The sequence below is a fragment of the Plantactinospora sp. CNZ321 genome, assembly GCF_004217235.1.
In genome coordinates this window covers 6788018-6806809 of record NZ_SHKQ01000001.1, presented here as the reverse complement: position 1 = coordinate 6806809, position 18792 = coordinate 6788018, and the positions used below count along the sequence as shown (strand labels likewise).

Below are 18792 nucleotides of genomic sequence, written 5' to 3'. Positions count from 1 at the left end.
TGATACATCCGACTCTATAAATTAGTTGGCTCGGCGGCATCGGGCAAGAACCTTCCCTGTTATTGCCAAGGGCGAAGGAAACCTTCATTCTGGTCGTGCCTGACGAGATCGGTCGATGACTGACACGGAGGTGTGGCGATGCGCCGTCGGAGGATCAGCACGAGCGTGCTCGGTGCCGGATTCGGCACTGCCGTCCTGGTCACGGCCCTGGCCGTACCACACCCGGCGACCGCCGGCCCGAACGTCGGTCAGTTGCTGACCGGCCCGGAGGCGGGTCAGGCGCTGACGGAACCGGAGGTGGGTCAGGCGCTGACGGGCGGGCGGGGCGGGGGATGGCACGGTGCGGGATGGCGGGACGGACCGCCGACCGTCGACCCCGCCGACGTCCGGTTCGAGCGGCGTACGCTGCGGACCGGTCGGCCGCAGGAAGTCGGCCTGCTGCCCGAGTACGTCGACCGGCTGCGCACCGACGCCGAGGCGTACCTGTCGCCGACCCCGGACCACCCCAACTTCCCGACGTACGCCGGGGCGGTGCTGCTGGCCGCCAAGGACGGGGTGGTGGTCCGGCACGAGGCGGTCGGCACGGCGGTGAAGTACAGCGAGGTCGGGGCCGCACCCGGGCGGGTCGGTGTCGAACTGCCGGCCGACCAGCAGATCCCGATGCGCAAGGACACCATCTTCGACCTCGCCTCGATTTCCAAGCTCTTCACCACCGTGGTGGTTCTGCGTCAGGTCGAACGCGGCACCGTCGAGCTGGACGCGCCGGTGGTGCGCTACCTGCCGGAGTTCGCCGCCGGAGGCAAGGAGGCGGTGACCGTACGGATGCTGCTCACCCACACCGGTGGGCTGCCCGCGTTCGCCCCACTGTGGAGCCGGTACCCGACCCCGGAGGCACGGGAGGCGGCCGCGCTGGCCACCCCGTTCGCCGCCGGTGCCAGCCCCGGCAACCAGTACGTCTACTCAGACCTCGGGCTGATCGCGCTCGGCGTACTCGTGGAGAGGGTGACCGGGCGCCCGCTGGAGGAACTCGTCGCCACCGAGGTGACCGGGCCGCTGCGGATGGTCGACACCGGCTACAACCCGGCACCGGCGGTACGGCACCGGATCGCGGCCACCGAATACCAGCCGTACGCGGACCGTGGCATGGTCTGGGGCGAGGTGCACGACGAGAACGCCTGGGCACTCGGCGGGGTGGCCGGGCACGCCGGACTCTTCTCCACCGCCAACGACCTGGCCATCTTCTGCCAGATGCTGCTGAACGGCGGCGAGTACCGGGGCGCCCGGATCCTCCGCGAGTCGACCGTGCGGGACATGCTGGCGAACTACAACGCACACCTGGAGAGCGGCTATCCGGAGAGTGACCGGGGGCTCGGGGTCGAGCTGCACAAGCACTGGTACATGTCCGGGCTCGCGTCACCGGTCACGTTCGGGCACACCGGGTTCACCGGTACGTCGATCGTGGTCGACCCGCTGTCACACACCTTCCTGATCCTGCTGACCAACCGGGTACACCCGGATCGGAACTGGGGCAGCAACAACGTGGCCCGGCGGGCCCTGGCCCGCGACCTGGCGTACGCGAGCCCGGTCCGGTCGCCGCTGGGCGGCACCGCCTGGCGCGCGGACGACCGCGACGGCGGCAGCGTCACCCTCACCGCGCCGCTGCGCCGCGCCGCCGGCCGTGCGTCGGTGGCCAGCTTCCGACTCTGGTACGACACCGAGCCGCGCTACGACGTGCTGCACTTCCAGACCTCGGCCGACGGTGGCGAGACCTGGGCACCGGTCGACGTGACCCTGGTCGGCCCGGCCGGGCGGTGGACCGCCGAGGGCTCGGTCACCGGCTACGGCGGCCGGCGCTGGTGGCAGGCGTTCGCGGAACTACCCACCGGCACCACCGACCTGCGCTGGAGCTACACCACCGACGGCAGCGCACAGGGCCGTGGCGTGTACGTCGACGGCCTGCTCGTGGTCGGCACCAACGGCCTGCTCTTCTCCGGCGAGGGCACCGACGCCACCCGCTTCACCGCCACCGGCTGGACCCCGTCCCCCACCTGACGCGCTTCGCACGCGATGGGCCCTCAAGATTCTTGTTGTGCTGCGGTTAGCCACGCGCCACAGCACAACAAGAATCTTGCGCGCGGTTGTCCACAAGCGTGTGGGCCGGGGTTGTGGGGCGGGGGGTGGGGTGCGGAGACTCGCGGGGTGGGTGGGGTTGGCGGGGTGGGGCGGTGGGACCGGTCGGTGCTGCCCGATCAGGACGGCGCCGAGTTCGACTGGTTGGTGTTCGAGCAGGCCGGTGTGGTGACGAGCCGGCAGGCGACGGATTCGCTCGGCAGGGCCACGGTTCGGGGCCTGGTGCGATCCGGCCGGTGGCGCGCGATATGCCGCAATGTACTGCTCACCGGCAACGGCCGGCTCACCCGCGACCAGCAGTTGTGGGTCGCGGTCCTCGCGGCGGGCAGCGACGCCGTACTCGCCGGTGCTACCGCGGCGGCCGAGGCGGGCGTACGCGGACTCCGGCAGGAGCCGCTGCACGTGCTCATCCCCGCCAACCGGCAGGTGTCCGGCATCCTGCGCCGGTTGCCCCTCGACATGCCAGCCGTCCTGGTGCGGCGCACCACGATACTGCCGGATTCACACCTACAGGTTGCCCGGCCAACGCGTACCAGCGCAGCCCGGGCCCTAGCCGACGCGGCGGGGTGGGCACGCTCGGACGACGAGGCACGGACCGTCCTCGCGGCCGGTTGTCAGCAGCGCCGTACCACGGCCGGCGAGATCCGGGGCGTGGTGGTGGAGTTGCCGAAGATACGACGTCGACGGTTGATTCTGCGCACTCTCGACGACATCGAGGGCGGCGCTCACGCGTTGTCCGAACTGGACTTCGTGGCGCTGTGTCGCCGGTTCCGCATTCCGCCACCCGACCTACAGCAGCGTCGCGTGGACGCTGGCGGGCGGGTCCGCTACCTGGACGTGTACTGGCGGCGGTGGCGGCTGCACGTCGAGATTGACGGCGCGCACCACATGGACGTCCGGCACTGGGCCGCCGACCTGCGTCGACAGAACGACATCTGGATCGCCGGGGACCGGATACTGCGCTTTCCCGCGTGGTTGGTCCGCAGCCGACCTGCGGAGGTAGCCGAGCAGGTAAGGGCCGGACTGAGCGCCGCCGGCTGGCGCGGGGAGCCCTGACGGCCCGGCCCTCCGGCCTTCCTGGTTTCCGGCTCTCCGGGCCCCGTCGCCGCAGCACTCGGTCGTCGCGGCCTCCGGTTGCTGCGGGCCCCCCGACCGCCCCGGCTGACGGTTCCGGCTGACCGTCCCGGCCCTCTGGAGCCGGTCAGGTCGCGCCCGGGGTGGTGGCCGACGGAACGAATTCGTCGGTTTCCCGGAGCAGCCGCACGCTGTACGCCACGATCCAGAGCAGCCAGAGCAGCCAGCCGACCAGACCGAACAGCGCGAGCGGGTTGACCCCGTCGGCGCCGTACGGGCTGGTGGTGGCGGCGAGGAAGAGCAGCGCTGCGCCGGCCAGCCCGACGCCGGCATGCCAGCGGTCGACGAGGCCGGCCCGCCGGCCGCTGACGGAGAGGCCCAGCAGGGCCGCCGCCAGGAAGATCTGGTTGAAGCCGAAGAGTGCGTTGTGCAGGCCCCATAGCCCGGCGACGGTACCGAGCCCGGCGACGGCGCCGGGATCATCGGTCGCGGCCGTGGCCACGGCCAGCCGGGTGGCTCCGACGCCGGCGAACGCGACGCACTGCATGAGGATGCCGGCGAGGCCGACCACTGCCCAGCCCTCGCTACGCGCCCGGTCGTGGCGCCACAGCGCGGCGAAGACTCCAGCGGCGAAGATGGTGGCCAGCAACCAGGCCGTGGGCAGCAGGGCGGAGGTGAGACGGAGTGCGTTCGACTCTCCGGCGTGGACCGTGGCTATCTCGTCGAACCCCACCGCGTCGGAGGGGTTCGGAAAGCCGGCCGAGAGCAGCACCAGGTTCCCGCCGAGCAGCAGCAGTACGAAGCCGATGCCGGAGAATCCGGCCAGCCGGGCGAAACGCATGGGAACCGCCTTCAGTTGACTTTACGGAGCTTATATTGAATATAAGCGGCGACAAGAAGGAGAACAAGATGGCGGCGGTGCCGGAACGGCGGCGTTACGACTCGCTGGTCCGGACCGCGCAGGCCGACGAGACCCGCCGGCAGATCGCCGGGGCGGCCCGCCGGCTCTTCCTCGCCCGGGGATGGGCGCGGACGACCGTCCGGGACGTGGCCCGCGAGGCCGGCGTCTCGGTCCCGACGGTCTACTCGGCGTACGGCAACAAGACGGGCCTCGCCATCGCGCTGATGGACGCCGCCGACCTGGCCGCCGATCCCGACCGGCTGGCGGCGGACCTGGCGGCTGCCGCCGACCCGTCCGGCCAGCTCGCGGTCTCGGTCGCCTTCCACCGGCGGCTGTACGAGCGGGCCGGAGACGTGATCCTGCTGCTCCGCGAGGGCGGCCGGACCGAACCGGAACTGGCCGCCGCCTACCGCGAAGGACCCCGGCGCGGCGAGGAGGCGTTGCTCGCCCTCTTCACCTCGTGGCCCGCCGGCACGTTCTCCGACGGCGTCGACCCGCGCTCCGCCGTCGACATCTACGGCGTGATCTGCGGCATCGACGCGTACACCGAGCTGACCGCCGGGCGCGGCTGGTCGCCCGACCGGGTCGAGCGCTGGTGGACCGACCTGCTCAGCCGCGAGCTGCTGCGGCGACCGCCCCGCCCGACGGGTTAGGCAGGGCCCCTTCCACACCAGAAAGCGACAGGAAGGGGCCCTTCCTTACAGCCGCTGTCAGAAGGCGCAGGCGATGACGAGTTCCGGGGTGCGGTCCGGGAGGAAGTCGAGCCTGCCGATCCGGCCGGCCGCCCTCAGGTCACCGGCGACGGTGGCGAGCTGTTCCAGCATCGCCGCCGGGCCGAGCGCCTCGGCCAGCGGGATCTCGGTACGCATCGACACCTTCCGCTCCGACTTCGCCCGCCGCACCTGGGTCAGCGCCGCGCCGGCCAGCTCCAGCATGGCCGGGTCGCCGTCGGCGGCCACCCGCGCCAGCTCGTACGTCGTCGGCCACGGCGAGCGGTGCACCGAGCCGTACCGCCACCACGACCAGACCTCCTCGGTGACGTACGGCAGGAACGGGGCGAACAGCCGCAGCAGCGTGCCGAGGGCGGCGGAGAGCGCGGCCCGGGCCGACTCGGCAGCCGACCCTTCCCCGTAGGCCCGCTCCTTCACCAACTCGATGTAGTCGTCGCAGAACCGCCAGAAGAACGCCTCGGTGACCTGCATCGCCTCGGTGTGGTCGTACCGGTCGAAGGCGGCGGTGGCACCGGCGACCACCCTGGAGAGTCCGGCGAGCATCGACCGGTCCAGCGGCTCGGTCGCCGGCGCCCGCAGGGCGTCGCCGGCACCGAGACCGAGCGCGAATCGGGAGGCGTTGAGCAGCTTGGTGGCGAGCCGCCGGCCGATCCGGATCTGGCCCGGGTCGAACGCCAGGTCGGTGCCGGGCCGCCCGTTCGCCGCCCAGTAGCGGACCGCGTCCGGGCCGTGCTCGGCCAGCAGCGCCAGCGGAGTCTGCACGTTCCCCTTCGACTTGGACATCTTCTTGCGGTCCGGGTCGAGGATCCAGCCGGAGAGCACCGCGTCCCGCCAGGGCAGCACCCCGGCCTCCAGGTGCGAGCGGACCACGGTCGCGAACAACCAGGTACGGATGATTTCCTGCCCCTGTGGCCGTAGGTCCATCGGGAAGACCCGGGAGTACAGGTCGGGGTCGTCGAGCCAGCCGCCGACGATCTGCGGGGTCAGCGACGAGGTGGCCCAGGTGTCCATCACGTCCGGGTCGGCTGTGAAACCGCCCGGCTGGTCGCGCTGCACCTCGGCGTAGCCGGCCGGGACGTCGGAGGTCGGGTCGACGGGTAGCGCCGACTCGTCCGGCGTCAGCGGCTGGGCGTAGTCCGGCTCGCCAGCGTCGTCGAGCCGGTACCAGACCGGGAACGGCACCCCGAAGTAGCGCTGCCGACTGATCAGCCAGTCACCGGTCAGCCCGCCCACCCAGTGCTGGTAGCGGTGTCGCATGTGCGCCGGCACCCAGTTCAGCTCGTCACCCCGGTCGAGCAGTGCGGCCCGCAGTTCGGCGTCCCGGCCGCCGTTGCGCAGATACCACTGCCGAGTCGAGATGATCTCCAGCGGGCTGTCGCCCTTCTCGTAGAACTTCACCGGGTGGGTGATCGGCCTCGGCTCGCCGTCCAGGTCGCCGGAGCCGGCCAGCAGCTCCGCGATCCGCCGCCGGGCCGCGTTGACCTTCAGCCCGGCGAGTTCCGCGTACCCGGCCGGGTCGACGCCGGCGGGTGGCTCGGGCAGCAGCCGGCCGTCCCGACCGATCACCACCCGGGCGGGCAGCCGCAGCTCCCGCCACCAGGTCACGTCGGCGAGATCACCGAAGGTGCAGGTCATCACCAGGCCGGTGCCCTTGGCCGGATCCGCCAGTGGGTGGGCGTAGACGCTCACCTCGACCCCGAACAGCGGGGTGCGGACCGTGCCGCCGACCAGGTCGGCGTAGCGCTCGTCGTCGGGGTGGCAGACCAGCGCCACGCAGGCCGGCAGCAGCTCGGGGCGGGTGGTCTCGACGTGCACGTACGGGTCGTCGCGGCCCGGGCCGGGGCCGATCGGGGTACCTGCACTGCCCGGCCCGGACGCCACCACCTCGAACCGGATCCGGTGGTACGCCCCCGGCCGCTCCCGGTCCTCCAGCTCCGCCTGGGCCACCGCCGTGCCGAAGCCGACGTCCCAGAGCGCGGGCGCCTCGGCCGAGTACGCCTCACCCCTGGCCAGGTTCCGCAGGAACGCCCGCTGCGCGGTCGCCCGGGCCGTCCGCCCGATCGTGGTGTATGTCAGCGACCAGTCCACCGACAGCCCGAGGCGGCGCCACAGTTCCTCGTAGACCTGCTCGTCCTCGGCGGTCAGCGAGGCGCACAACTCGACGAAGTTGCGCCGCGAGATCGCCACCGGGTTCTTCCGGGCCTCCTCGTCGACCGGCCGGCGCGGCGGCCGCCAGTCCGGGTCGTACGGCAGGCTCGGGTCGCAGCTCACCCCGTAGACGTTCTGCACCCGGCGCTCGGTGGGCAGGCCGTTGTCGTCCCAGCCCATCGGGTAGAAGACCGTCCGGCCGCGCATCCGCTGGAACCGGGCCACCGTGTCGGTGTGGGTGTACGAGAAGACGTGCCCCATGTGCAGTTCGCCGGATACGGTCGGCGGGGGAGTGTCGATCGAGTACACGTCCGACCGGCTCTTCGTCCGGTCGAAGGCGTACGTCCCCTCCTCCTGCCACCGCTGGGCCCACTTCTCGGCCAGCCCGTCCAGGCTCGGCCGCTCGGGCACACCGGTGCGCTGGTTCCGCGCGGTATCCGTCATTGGCCGATGGTATGGGAGACGGCCGGGCGGCCGACCGGGATTTCCGCACCGCCGGATAGCGTGGACGCCGTGATCTCGGAGGCGACGACATGATCTCGGATGCGCTGGCCCGCAACGCCCGACAGGTGTGGGGAGCGGACGGCGTCCGCTGGCTCGCCGAACTGCCCGGGGTGCTCGCCGAGGTGGCCGCCGACTGGGGGTTGACCGTCGGGGAACCGTTCGACCTGTCGTTCCACTACGTCACCCGGGTGACCTGTGCCGACGGCCGGTCGGCGGTGCTGAAGCTGGGGGTGCCGAGCGGCCGGTCGCTGCGTACCGAGGCAGCCGCACTGGCCGGGTTCGCCGGCCGGGGCGCCGTACGCCTGCTCCGGGCCGACCTCGACCGGGGTGCCCTGCTGCTGGAGCGGGCCGAGCCCGGCCGGCGGCTGCGGGACCTGGTGCCCGGCCGGGACGCCGAGGCGACCTCGGTGGCGGCGGAGTTGCTGCGCCGGCTCGCCGTGCCGCCGCCGGCCGACTGCCCGCTGCCGGATCTCTCGACCTACATCGCCGGCCTCGACCGGTACCTGGCGGCGTGGGGAGACGGCGGGCCGCTCCCGGCCGACCTCGTCGGCCGGGCCGGCGGGCTGATGCGCGAGCTGTGCGCGTCGGCGACCGGGCGGGTGGTGCTGCACGGCGACCTGCACCACGACAACATCCTGCGCGCGGAGCGCGAGCCGTGGCTCGCCATCGACCCGCACGGGCTGGTCGGCGATCCCGGGTTCGAGATCGGGGCACTGCTCTACAACCCGGAGCCGGACGACCGGGACCCGGCGTTGACCGCGCTGGTGCCGGCCCGGGTCGAGCAGCTCGCCGAGCTGCTGGCGATGCCGATGGACCGGGTGGTCGGCTGGGGCTTCGTGATGGCGGTGCTGTCGGACGTCTGGTCGGCCGAGGACTGGAAACCGGGCGACGCCTCGCCGGCCAGCCGGGCGTTGGACGTCGCACGCCTGCTGCTGCCCCGGCTGGGCTGAACCCTCTCGGGTCGGTCTGTGCAGCCCTTGCGGGTCGGTCAGTGCAGCAGGGAGTCCTGCCACTGCCGGTGCAGGGCGGCGTACCGGCCGCCCCCGGCGATCAGCGCTCCCGGCGGGCCGTCCTCGACCACCCGGCCACCGTCCAGCACCAGCACCCGGTCCGCGTGCTCCACCGTGGACAGCCGGTGGGCGATGACGATGGCGGTCCGGTCGGCGAGGATGGTGCGCAGGGCCCGCTGCACCAGCCGTTCGCTCGGAATGTCCAGCGCCGAGGTGGCCTCGTCCAGGATCAGCACCGCCGGGTCGGCCAGGAACGCCCGGGCGAACGCGACGAGCTGCCGCTGGCCGGCGGAGAGCCGGCCGCCACGCCGGTGCACGTCGGTCGCGTACCCGGCGGGCAGCGCGGCGATGAAGTCGTGCGCGCCGATCGCGGCCGCCGCCGCGACCACCTCCTCGTCGTCCGCGCCCGGCCGGCCGAACCGGATGTTGTCCGCCACCGACCCGGTGAAGAGATGGTTCTCCTGGGTGACCATGACGACCGCCCGGCGCAGCTCGGCGTCGGCGACGTCGCGCAGGTCGACGCCGTCGAGCGTGACGGTGCCCCGGGTCGGGTCGTAGAACCGGGCGACCAGCTTCGCCACCGTCGACTTCCCGGCCCCGGTCGCGCCGACCAACGCCACCGTCTGACCGGCCGGGATCGACAGGGTCAGCTCCGGCAGGACCGGAGTGGCGGCGCGGTAGCCGAAGGTCACCGACCGCAGTTCGACGGCACCCCGGGGTGGCCCGCTCGGCAGCGGGCGGGGCGTGGCCGGTTCCGGTACGCCCGGCCGCTCGTCGAGGACCCCGGCCAGCTTCTCCAGCGCGGCCGTGGCGGACTGGAGCGCGTTGTAGAACTGGCTCAACTCCTGCATCGGCTCGAAGAACCGGCGGAGGTAGAGCAGGAACGCGGCGAGTACCCCGATCTCGGCGTGCCCGTCCAGCACCCGCATCCCGCCGTACGCCAACACCACCGCGATGGTCACGTTGCCGATCACCTTGATCGCCGGGGAGTACGTGGCGATCAGCCGGAACGCCCGCAGGTTCGCCCTCCGGTGGTCGTCGTTGACGGTGCCGAAGATCTGCTGGTTGCGCGACTCCCGCCGGAACGCCTGCACCGCCCGGATCCCGCCGAGCGACTCGACGAAGTGGACGATCACCAGCGCGACCGTCTCCCGGGTGCGTCGGTACGCCGACGCGGAGGCCCGGGCGAACCAGCGGGACAGCAGGAGCAGGAACGGGAAGGCGAGCAGGGTGACCACGGCCAGCGGCGGATCCAGCCAGAGCAGGACGCCGGCCACCGAGACGATGGAGAGCACGGCGAGTACCAGGTCGTCGATGCCGCCGTCGACCAGTTCGGCGATCGAGTCCATGTCGGTGGTCAGCCGGGCCACCAGCCGGCCGGAGGTGTAGCGCTCGTGGAAGCTGACCGACAGCCGCAGGAAGTGGTCGTAGACCCGGCGCCGCAGGTCGAGCAGGATGGCCTGGCCGATCCGGGTGGAGAGGGTGAGGAAGCCGCGCTTGCCGGCGTACTCGGCCCCGGCGGCGACCCCGAACGCGGCCGCCACCGCGACCAGCGGACCGGGGTCACCGGCCCGCAGTGGCCCGATCGTCCGGTCGATGCCGAGCATCACCAGGTATGGCCCGGCCATCCCGGCCGCGTTCTGGAGCAGCAGCAGGGCCACCGCCAGGCCGATCAGCCTGCGGTGCGGCCGGATCAGCGAGCCGAGCAGGAGCCGGCTGCGGCTGCGGAGCCTGGCCATGCCCTGCGTGGTGCCGGTCTCGGCGGCGGTGCGATCCGCCTCCGGGTCGGCGGCTATGCCGCGCCACCGGGCCAGATCCGCGGCGGTGGCTGTCGGGGCGTCGGCCGGCTCGGCCGCCGTCGCGCCGTTGACCGGGCCGGTCGCCGTCATGACCGGACGAGTCCCAGGTCGTCGGTATCCTCGGCGGCCACACCGGCCCGGATCTCCGTGCCGGCTGCGGCGGTGCAGCTGCCCTCGGCGGAGAGGGCCGCCCGATAGGCGGGCACCTCGCGCAGCAGGTCGGCGTGGGTGCCGACGGCGGCGATCCGGCCGTCGGCGAGCAGCGCCACCCGGTCGGCGATGGCGACGGTCGAGGGCCGGTGCACCACCACCAGCGCGGTGGTGTCCCGGAGCACCCGGGCCAGTGCCCGCTCGACCAGCGCCTCGGTGTGTACGTCCAGCGCCGACAGCGGATCGTCGAGGACCAGCACTCCGGGCCGGCCGAGTACCGCCCGGGCCAGGGCCAGCCGCTGCCGCTGACCGCCGGAGAGGGAGAGACCCTGCTCGCCGATCCGGGTATCCAGACCCCACGGCAGGTCGTACACGAAATCGGCCCGGGCCACGGCGAGCGCGGCGCGTACCTCGTCGTCACCGGCGTCCGCCCGGCCCAGGGTGAGGTTCTCCCGGACGGACATCGAGAATAGCGTCGGTTCCTCGAACGCGATCCCGACCCGGCTGCGCAGCGAGTCGAGCCGGATGTCCCGGATGTCCCGCCCGTCCAGGGTGACCCGGCCGGCCGTGACGTCGTAGAGGCGCGGTACCAGCGACAGCAGGCTGGTCTTGCCGCAGCCGGTGGCGCCGACGATGGCCAGCGTCTCGCCGGGCTGGACCGTCAGGTCGACCCCACGCAGCACCGGAGGACCCTGCGGATAGCCGAACCACACCGCCTCGAACCGGAGTGCGCCGCCCCGGCCGGTGCCGCCGGTCGCGGGCAGCACCACCGCGCCCGGCCGGTCGACGACCGTCGGGCGGGTGTCGAGCACCTCGTAGATCCGGTCGGCGGCGGTCATCGCCTCCTGAGCGTTGGCGATGATCCAGGCGAGCGACTCGATCGGCCAGATCAGCATCAGTTGCAGGCTGACGAAGGCGACGAGTCCGCCGATGGTCAGCGCGCCGTGCGCGACGGCCACCGCACCGGCGACCAGCACCGCCGCCAGGGTCAGGTTGGGGATCAGGTCGAACTGCGCGGAGGTACGGGCCAGCAGCCGGCCCTTGCCGGTCGCGGTGTCGTGCAGCGTACGGCTGCCGGCCGCGAACCGTCGGGTCATCTCCGGGCGCTGGCCGAACGCCTTGACGGTGCGGATGCCCTGCGCGGACTCCTCGATCAGGGTGGCCAGGTCGCCCTGCTCGTCCTGAAGTCGCCGGGCGGCCAGCAGATAGGCCCGGGTGAACCGGCGGCTCGCGACGAACAACGGCACCGCGCCGGCCGCCACCAGCAGTCCCAGGCCGGGATGCAGCGTGATAAGCAGGGTCACCACGGCGAGGTAGGTGGTGACGTTCACGATGAGGAAGAGCAGCCCGAAGGAGAGGAAGCGCCGGATCACCGACAGGTCGCTGGTGACCCGGGAGAGCAACTGGCCGGACTGCCAGCGGTCGTGGAAGCCGATGTGCAGCCGTTGCAGGTGTGCGTAGATCTCGTCCCGGATGGTGGCTTCCATGCCGACCGCCGACGAGGACTGCGCCCACCGCCGAATGAAGATCAACGCTGCTTCGGCGAGCCCGAGCAGCAGCGCCAGCCCACCGAGCCGGAGCAACCCGCCGGGGTCGCGGTGCGCGATCGGCCCGTCCACGGCCCGCTGCACGACCAGCGGTACGGCGATGCTGGCGCCGGTCGCCGCGAAGGCCGCGAGCAGCAGCCAGACAAGTTGACCACGGTACGGGTGGAGGTAGCGTCGCAGCCGCCAGAGGTTGCGGGGCAGCGGATTGCCGGGCAGCCGGAGCCGGCCCCGGACCGTGGGCTCGTCGTCACGGTCCGGCACCATGCCCTGACGTTAACGGCAAATCCCGCGTCCGACCCAGTCGTGTTGTTGTCACCTGGTGTCATCGGGTCGCGCCGGTCGGGCGGTGCCTGGCTGGTCGACGTCGGACGAGAGCCGACGTCCCGGACGGTACGGCCGCTGCGCTCAGCCGACGTCCGGCCGGCGCTCGTGCGCGAGCAGCCACGTCTTCACCGGCAGCCCCCAGCGGAAACCGCCGAGGCCCCCGTCGGTACGCAGCACCCGATGACACGGTACGAAGAGCGCGGCGGCGTTGCGGGCGCAGGCCATCGCCGCGGCCCGGACCGCCCGGGGCCGGCCGCAGAGCTCGGCGAAGCCCGTGTAGGTGATCGGTTCGCCGGGCTTGACCCGCCGCAACGTCTCCCAGGCGTGGGCCAGGAACTCGCCGTCGGTGTGCTGTGCTACCGGTACCGCGTCGATCGCGGCAAGATCGCCGTCCAGGTAGGATCGTACGGCCGCGCTGACCGGACCGAGTTCGGACCGCTCCCGGACCTCCCGGCGAAGTCGGGGGTGCACCAGGCCGAGCAGGTTGGCGCTGTCCGTGGTGAAGCCGGCGGCATGCACCACGCCCTCCGGGTCGGCGAGGACGGTCAGTGGTCCGATCGGGGTCTCGATCCGGCTGCTGTACATCTCGTTCACTCTGCTCTCCATAGTCTGATCACCGCGTAGGAGCGCCAGGGCCGCCAGCGGCCGGCGTACGCGTCGAGGCTCTTCGGGTCGTCGGGGAGGCCGAGCGCCGCGGCGCCCCGGCGTACCCCGAGGTCGGTGGGGAGGAAGACGTCCGGGTCGCCGATCGCCCGCATCGCGACGTAGCCGGCGGTCCAGGCACCGATGCCGGGCAGCGCGGTCAGCCGGTCGAGCAGTTCCGCCCGGTCGGCGCCGGGATCCAGGTCCAGCTCACCGGCGGCGACCGCCTCGGCCAGCCGGCGAATCGTCGCCCGCCGGGCGCCCGGCATGCCGAATGCGGAGTCCGGCAGCGCCAGCACCTCCTCGGCAGTCGGGAACGCCCGCAGCCCGCCGGACCCGCCCGAGATGTCGCGCCGATCAGCGGTGCCAGGCTCGATCGGCACCTCCGGCCCGCGACGGTCGTCCGGTGTGCCCGGGTTGTCGGGGCCGGCCGGCCCGCAGGCGGCGGCGAGCCGGGCCAGCACGGTACGGGCCCCGGCCACCGAGACCTGCTGGTTGACGATCGCCCGGACGGCCATCTCGAAGCCGTCCACCGCACGCGGTACCCGGATGCCGGGTTCCTTCGCCACCGCCTCGGCGAGCGCCGGATCGGCGCCGAGTACGCCGTCCACCGCCTCCGGGTCGGCGTCCAGGTCGAAGAGGCGGCGGCAGCGCGCCACCGCCGGGGCCAGGTCGCGGACGTCGGTGAGCCGGAGGGTGGCGGCGACGTACCCGGGCAGTGGGGTGAGGGCGATCTCGGCCGGCCCGTTCGGCAGTCGCAGGCCGCGACGGTACGACCCGGCCTCGACCGCCTCGATCCCGGGCACCGCCCGCAGGGCGAGGAAGTCCAGCAGCGCGTCGGCGTGCAGCGGTGCCCGGTAGGCGAGCCGCAGCGCGATCGTCCCCGCTGTGCCGTGCTGCCCCGGACCCACCGACGCCGGCAGGTCGGGGCCGCCGCTGCGGACCGTTCGGGCGGCGCGGCGGCCGGTGACACCCCCCGAGCGGCGGACGGCGTTGCGCAGTTGGGACGGCGCTACCGCGTACACCTGGCGGATCGTGTCGTTGAACTGCCGCACGCTGCCGAAGCCGGCGGCGAAGGCGATCTCGGCGAGGCCGAGGTCGGTCGTCTCGACCAGGATCCGAGCGGTCTGTGCCCGCTGGGCCCGGGCCAGTGCGAGGGGTCCGGCGCCCACCTCCGCGACCAGCATCCGGTTCAGGTGACGTTCGGTGTAGCCGAGCCGGCCGGCCAGCCCCGGTACCCCCTCCCGGTCGACCACGCCGTCGGCGATCAGCCGCATCGCCCGGCCGACGACGTCGGCCCGGACGTTCCACTCGGGTGATCCGGGTGCGGCGTCCGGTCGGCACCGCCGGCAGGCGCGCAGCCCGGCCCGCTGTGCGGCGGCGGCCGACGGGTAGAACCGGACGTTCTGGCGGTTCGGGGTCGTCGCCGGGCAGGACGGCCGGCAGTAGATGCCGGTCGAGGTGACGCCGGTGTAGAACCAGCCGTCGAACCGCTGGTCCCGGCTGTCGACCGCCCGATAGCACCGTTCGAAGTCCAGCTCCATGCCTTCGATGGTGCCGGGTGCCGGACCGGATGACTCGCGGAAATCGGACCTGACCGTGTGTACCTCCAGATGGTTGCCGCTTCGGGCGCCTCCGTAGACTTCACCCGGGCCCGGGCCGGTGGACCACACCAGGTCGCGGGAGGCTACGAGAGAGGCAGTCCCGTTCGCATGACTTCACTGACCATCGGCATCGTCGGCCTGCCCAACGTCGGCAAGAGCACGTTATTCAACGCGTTGACCAAGAACGACGTACTCGCGGCGAACTATCCGTTCGCCACCATCGAGCCGAACGTCGGGGTGGTCGGCCTGCCGGACGGGCGGCTGGAGCAGCTCGCCGAGATCCACGGCTCGCAGAAGATCATCCCCGCACCGGTCTCCTTCGTCGACATCGCCGGCCTGGTCCGCGGCGCGTCGAAGGGGCAGGGCCGGGGCAACGCGTTCCTGGCCAACATCCGGGACGCCGCCGCGATCTGCCAGGTCGTCCGGGTCTTCTCCGACCCGAACGTGGTGCATGTCGACGGCAAGGTCTCGCCCGGCGACGACATCGAGACGATCAACACCGAACTGATCCTGGCCGACCTGCAGACCATCGAGAGGTCACTGCCCCGGCTGGAGAAGGAGGCGAGGGTCCGCAAGGACCGGGCCGCCGCCGTCACCGCCGCGAAGAAGGCGGCCGAGCTACTCGACACCGGCGTCACCCTCTACGCGGGTGCGGCGGGCGCCGGGGTCGAGGTGGCCGAGCTGCGCGAGCTGCACCTGCTGACCACCAAACCCTTCCTGTACGTCTTCAACGTCGACGAGGCGGAGCTGAACAACGCCGACCTGCTCGACGAGTTGCGCATGCTGGTCGCCCCGGCCGAGGCGATCTTCATGGACGCCAAGGTCGAGTCGGAGCTGACCGACCTCCCTCCGGACGAGGCACGGGAGCTACTGGAGTCGATCGGGCAGTCCGAACCCGGTCTCGACCAGCTCATCCGGGTCGGGTTCCGCACCCTGGGGCTGCAGACGTACCTGACCGCCGGGCCGAAGGAGGCGCGGGCCTGGACCATCCCGATCGGGGCGACCGCGCCGGAGGCGGCCGGCGTGATCCACTCGGACTTCCAGCGCGGCTTCATCAAGGCAGAGATCGTCTCGTACGACGACCTCGTCGCCGCCGGCTCGATGGCCGCCGCGAAGGCCGCCGGCCGGGTCCGGATCGAGGGCAAGGACTACGTCATGCAGGACGGCGACGTGGTCGAGTTCAGGTTCAATGTCTGATTCCGGTCCAACGTCGTTTGGTCTGGGGCATGTGGCGGACTGTCTTTCAGCCGTTGCGATCGTCTCGGTGATCCGCGGCGACCGGCGGGCGGAGCGGGGGTGGTCGGCGCGGAGACTGTCGAGCTGGGTGCACGGGTGGGGCACGGAAGCCTGGGGTGCCGAGGGCGTGCTGCGGTTCGGCTCGACCGGCCGGCGATGCGGTTCGGCTCGACCGGCGGGCGGGACCGGGGTTCGGGCCGCCCGGGAGGGTGGGCGCACAGGCGGGGCAGCTCGACAGTCCTCCTCGGCGGGTATCCCGACCCCGCTGCCCGCCCGACGTCGGGAGATCGCCGGCTCGGAGATGCCCGGAAGCAACGGGTTACACGATCAACCTGTCAAAGACAGGGCAGTAGTTGCCCTGGCGACGACGATGGCATTTCGCGCATTGGCCGCACTACTTGAGTCACCGCCGTTATCTCTCGGACTACGCGACGTACATCCGCACCGACGCGGACCGTTGCGAGCCTCAGCCCCTGTGACCGGGCACCAGCCCGTCCAGATCAAGCGTGATTTCGAACGGCGTCGTGGCGCGAAGCTCGCGCCGGTGGATTCCGGTCGGCGCATACAACCGGGTGGGGCCGTCGAGTTCGTAGGAGTGCACAACTGGCAGGTCGTCTTCGTCCTCGACGCGCCAGTAGTGCGCGATACCGGCTTCCGCGTACTTGCGTAGCTTGACCGTCCGATCACGGTGCGCTGACTCTGGCGAGACCACCTCGACAACCAGAAGAACCTCGTCCGGTGCGTAGCAGGTGCGGTCAGGATCGTATGGCGCCGTGGTGACGAGAAGGTCAGGTTCGGGACGGTTCCATTCATCGAGACGAATCGTCATCTCCCGCTCGACCTCGATGCCCTCTGGTGCCTGATTCGCCAGAGTGACCGCCAATGCGGTGACGAGCCGGCCGTGCCACGACCGTTGGGGGGACATCATGAAGACGAGCGCTCCATCGATGAGTTCGGTGTGCCGCGGCGCCTCGGGAAGTCGGTCAAGGTCATCGGCATGCCACCCCTCGGGGCGGGGCGGGCGCATCCACTCGGGCACCGCGGTCATTTCGTCACCGTAGCATTCGGTCATTACGCCCCGGATCGATCCGAGGCCGTGCAGTGCGTACCGAGCTGACCCGTTCTGGTCGGACGGGCTCAGCTTCCGGTCGGACGGGGCTCAGCGGTACATCCCCGAGGATCCGAGCCATCCGTCCCGGGGCATCGCGGGGAAGTCGGCCTCGGACTACGTCGGCCACGCCTTCGGGATCGACGAGAACGGAAACTATCTCGGCACCGAGCAGGACTGGGCGCGGCTGCGCGCGCAGTACGACTGGATCGAGGGCTTCTTCGTCGACAACATCGGGCCGGAGCCGTCGGGTTTCGACGGCAGCATCCAGAAGATGGAGCAGGCGGCGCTGGCGCTCTACGACGACGGTTCCGACGTGGGGCCGGTCGACGGCCCGATCCGGAACGCCGAGCGGCACCTGGGCAACTGGAGCGGCTACACGGCCGAGGCGTTCAACACCAACTACATCAACCGGATACCCGAGGTGACCAGGCATCAGGCGTTTCTCGCCCGTACGCTGCAGCACGCGATGATCGCGAACAGGGACATCTTCGTCGAGTTCCGCAAGGACCTGAAGAGTACCGCCGAGACCGCGATCACCGCCCTGGAGGCGACCACGAGGTCGGGCGGTGGCAAGGGTGCCGTTGTGGCGTTCGGCGTGGTCGCCGCCGTCGCGACGGTCGCCGCCGGTGCCGTGACCCCTGGGCGGGGCGACGATCGCCATCGCCTCTTGGACCATCATCGCCGGCACCTCCTCAGGGCTGAGCGTCGCCGCGGGCGGGTTCGAGGAGCCCAGGAAGACTGATCTGGCCGCGGACACGGTCGACCAGATCCTGTCGAAGATGGTCGACGCGGTGATCGAGGACCTCCGGCAGGTCGACCAGCAGGAAAAGAAGATTGTCACCGGGCTGCAGAACAACATCGCCGCGTTGAACGGTTCGCGGAAGGGCTTCCTGCCGAACCGGGCAGCCAGGTCGAGGTGCCGATCTCGATCGACAGCTTCGCGGTGCCGGACCGTCGGACATAGGTGTCCGCACCGATGCCCATCCGCTGCCCCGGCAGGACGGCTCCGACCTCCCGGGTGACCTCCGGCGCGCCCTCGACCAGGTCGTCGATCGTGCCGCCGGACCCGTCAAGCAGTCGGATGGTGATCTTCGTCCGGACCGCGGCCAGTTCCCGGCTGGTGTTCTCCACCACGATGCCGTAGCTGACCATCGGTTTGCCGGTCGCGTCCCCCATCGCGGAGAAGCCCTGCTCGACGACCCGAATGCCGCCGCCGTCCGGCGCCTCGACAACCGGCGGAGGCAGCGTGGTGAGCTGGCCGGCGCTCGGCGTGGAGGCGGACGGCGTGGGGGGCGGCTGCTTCTCGCACCCAACCAGCACGAGCAACGCGCACAGGCCGAGCACGAGGGGCATCGCGCCGAGGCGTCGCCGCGGCGCGGTGGAGGGCGGCGGAGGCGCATTCCGGCGTCGGTCAGACATGTACAACCCCCGGTTCCGGTGACGAGCAAGGTCGAGGAAGCTCGATATGTGGAGCGAACCGGGGGTGTCGCCGTCAGACCCGCGCCGCGTGGCCGGTCACGAGATGTAGTGCAGGATCACGTTGTGCACATGGTGGCTCTTCTGGTCGCCACGGAACTCCACCTCGTAGGTGTGGGTGCCGACGTGGATCGCGATGGCGCCGGTGGAGAAGAACGACCCGCCCCAGGACTTGTTGCTGACCACGCTCACGCTGGTGATCTTCGAGTACGGGATGCTGGTGATCGCGAACTTCTTGCCGACGAACGACTTGTCCTGGATGATCACGCGTCGGTCGGTCAGCCCGATGAACCCGGTGCCCGCGCCGATGGCGTCGTAGACGGCGATGACCTGTTCCCCGTCGAGCAGGCCGCTCTCGATCTGCTTGAGCTGCTCCCGACGGTCATAGCTGACGTTGGTGGCCAT

The 18792-nt window shown here is 71.7% G+C and carries 14 protein-coding genes and 2 pseudogenes; 6 read left to right on the top strand and 10 right to left on the bottom strand.

The genetic code is table 11. From position 1 onward, the window contains the following. Positions 1-138 precede the first annotated feature (138 nt). Positions 139-2052, top strand: coding sequence for a serine hydrolase (locus EV371_RS29480; protein WP_130464923.1), 1914 nt, complete (start codon positions 139-141; stop codon positions 2050-2052). Between the two features lie 147 nt (positions 2053-2199). Continuing rightward, the gene (locus EV371_RS29475; RefSeq protein ID WP_486484839.1) at positions 2200-3186 is read left to right on the top strand and encodes an endonuclease domain-containing protein; all 987 of its coding nucleotides are present in this window, start codon (positions 2200-2202) and stop codon (positions 3184-3186) included. Between the two features lie 145 nt (positions 3187-3331). Here EV371_RS29475 and EV371_RS29470 read toward each other — a convergent pair whose 3' ends face one another. Further along, positions 3332-4045, bottom strand: a complete 714-nt coding sequence (locus EV371_RS29470) for a hypothetical protein (protein WP_130464922.1) — start codon at positions 4043-4045, stop codon at positions 3332-3334. 35 nt (positions 4046-4080) lie between these two features. Here EV371_RS29470 and EV371_RS29465 point away from each other — a divergent pair, with 35 nt between their 5' ends. After that, the gene (locus tag EV371_RS29465) at positions 4081-4758 is read left to right on the top strand and encodes a TetR family transcriptional regulator (RefSeq protein WP_207230641.1); all 678 of its coding nucleotides are present in this window, start codon (positions 4081-4083) and stop codon (positions 4756-4758) included. Positions 4759-4815: 57 nt separating this feature from the next. Here the strand turns inward: EV371_RS29465 and valS are convergent, their stop codons facing one another. Continuing rightward, on the bottom strand, positions 4816-7428 hold the full coding sequence (gene valS / locus EV371_RS29460; RefSeq protein WP_130464921.1) for a valine--tRNA ligase: 2613 nt from the start codon (positions 7426-7428) through the stop codon (positions 4816-4818). An 89-nt stretch (positions 7429-7517) separates the two neighbouring features. Between valS and EV371_RS29455 the strand changes: the two genes are divergently transcribed. Next, entirely contained in the window at positions 7518-8438 is a 921-nt protein-coding gene (locus tag EV371_RS29455; protein WP_130464920.1) for an aminoglycoside phosphotransferase family protein, read from the top strand. Between the two features lie 38 nt (positions 8439-8476). Here the strand turns inward: EV371_RS29455 and EV371_RS29450 are convergent, their stop codons facing one another. From EV371_RS29450 to EV371_RS29435, 5 genes and pseudogenes are all read right to left on the bottom strand, one after another. Beyond that, the gene (locus EV371_RS29450) at positions 8477-10387 is read right to left on the bottom strand and encodes an ABC transporter ATP-binding protein (protein ID WP_130464919.1); all 1911 of its coding nucleotides are present in this window, start codon (positions 10385-10387) and stop codon (positions 8477-8479) included. Next, on the bottom strand, positions 10384-12258 hold the full coding sequence (locus tag EV371_RS29445) for an ABC transporter ATP-binding protein (RefSeq protein WP_130464918.1): 1875 nt from the start codon (positions 12256-12258) through the stop codon (positions 10384-10386). Before EV371_RS29445 ends, EV371_RS29450 begins: the two co-directional genes overlap by 4 nt. Before the next feature lie 141 nt (positions 12259-12399). After that, positions 12400-12903: a methylated-DNA--[protein]-cysteine S-methyltransferase gene (locus tag EV371_RS29440; protein ID WP_486484986.1), complete on the bottom strand. Its 504-nt coding sequence runs from the start codon at positions 12901-12903 to the stop codon at positions 12400-12402. A 5-nt stretch (positions 12904-12908) separates the two neighbouring features. Next, positions 12909-13331, bottom strand: a pseudogene (locus tag EV371_RS34780) (DNA-3-methyladenine glycosylase family protein); the annotation flags it as partial. Positions 13332-13408: 77 nt separating this feature from the next. Continuing rightward, positions 13409-14504: pseudogene (locus EV371_RS29435) on the bottom strand (bifunctional transcriptional activator/DNA repair enzyme AdaA); the annotation flags it as partial. A 168-nt stretch (positions 14505-14672) separates the two neighbouring features. Between EV371_RS29435 and ychF the strand changes: the two are divergent. Next, on the top strand, positions 14673-15761 hold the full coding sequence (gene ychF / locus EV371_RS29430; protein WP_130464915.1) for a redox-regulated ATPase YchF: 1089 nt from the start codon (positions 14673-14675) through the stop codon (positions 15759-15761). Between the two features lie 505 nt (positions 15762-16266). On the opposite strand, the gene EV371_RS29425 is transcribed toward ychF, so the two are convergent. Beyond that, complete coding sequence (locus EV371_RS29425; RefSeq protein ID WP_130464914.1) at positions 16267-16848, bottom strand: Uma2 family endonuclease; 582 nt, start codon at positions 16846-16848, stop codon at positions 16267-16269. A 334-nt stretch (positions 16849-17182) separates the two neighbouring features. Here EV371_RS29425 and EV371_RS29420 point away from each other — a divergent pair, with 334 nt between their 5' ends. After that, a complete protein-coding gene (locus EV371_RS29420; protein WP_130464913.1) occupies positions 17183-17653 on the top strand; it encodes a hypothetical protein in 471 nt (156 codons plus the stop codon). Between the two features lie 95 nt (positions 17654-17748). On the opposite strand, the gene EV371_RS29415 is transcribed toward EV371_RS29420, so the two are convergent. Both EV371_RS29415 and EV371_RS29410 read right to left on the bottom strand, forming a co-directional pair. Next, entirely contained in the window at positions 17749-18264 is a 516-nt protein-coding gene (locus tag EV371_RS29415) for a hypothetical protein (RefSeq protein ID WP_130464912.1), read from the bottom strand. Between the two features lie 162 nt (positions 18265-18426). Continuing rightward, positions 18427-18792, bottom strand: coding sequence for a PH domain-containing protein (locus EV371_RS29410; protein WP_130464911.1), 366 nt, complete (start codon positions 18790-18792; stop codon positions 18427-18429).

Excerpts from the sequence above, each read along its gene's own strand:
- EV371_RS29445 (WP_130464918.1), bottom strand. The coding sequence starts at position 12,258 with ATGGTGCCGGACCGTGACGACGAGCCCACGGTCCGGGGCCGGCTCCGG.
- EV371_RS29480 (WP_130464923.1), top strand. The coding sequence starts at position 139 with ATGCGCCGTCGGAGGATCAGCACGAGCGTGCTCGGTGCCGGATTCGGC.
- EV371_RS29440 (WP_486484986.1), bottom strand. The coding sequence starts at position 12,903 with ATGTACAGCAGCCGGATCGAGACCCCGATCGGACCACTGACCGTCCTC.
- EV371_RS29455 (WP_130464920.1), top strand. The coding sequence starts at position 7,518 with ATGATCTCGGATGCGCTGGCCCGCAACGCCCGACAGGTGTGGGGAGCG.
- valS (WP_130464921.1), bottom strand. The coding sequence starts at position 7,428 with ATGACGGATACCGCGCGGAACCAGCGCACCGGTGTGCCCGAGCGGCCG.
- EV371_RS29425 (WP_130464914.1), bottom strand. The coding sequence starts at position 16,848 with ATGACCGCGGTGCCCGAGTGGATGCGCCCGCCCCGCCCCGAGGGGTGG.
- EV371_RS29470 (WP_130464922.1), bottom strand. The coding sequence starts at position 4,045 with ATGCGTTTCGCCCGGCTGGCCGGATTCTCCGGCATCGGCTTCGTACTG.
- EV371_RS29420 (WP_130464913.1), top strand. The coding sequence starts at position 17,183 with ATGGAGCAGGCGGCGCTGGCGCTCTACGACGACGGTTCCGACGTGGGG.
- EV371_RS29415 (WP_130464912.1), bottom strand. The coding sequence starts at position 18,264 with ATGCCCCTCGTGCTCGGCCTGTGCGCGTTGCTCGTGCTGGTTGGGTGC.
- EV371_RS29450 (WP_130464919.1), bottom strand. The coding sequence starts at position 10,387 with ATGACGGCGACCGGCCCGGTCAACGGCGCGACGGCGGCCGAGCCGGCC.
- EV371_RS29410 (WP_130464911.1), bottom strand. The coding sequence starts at position 18,792 with ATGGCCACCAACGTCAGCTATGACCGTCGGGAGCAGCTCAAGCAGATC.
- ychF (WP_130464915.1), top strand. The coding sequence starts at position 14,673 with ATGACTTCACTGACCATCGGCATCGTCGGCCTGCCCAACGTCGGCAAG.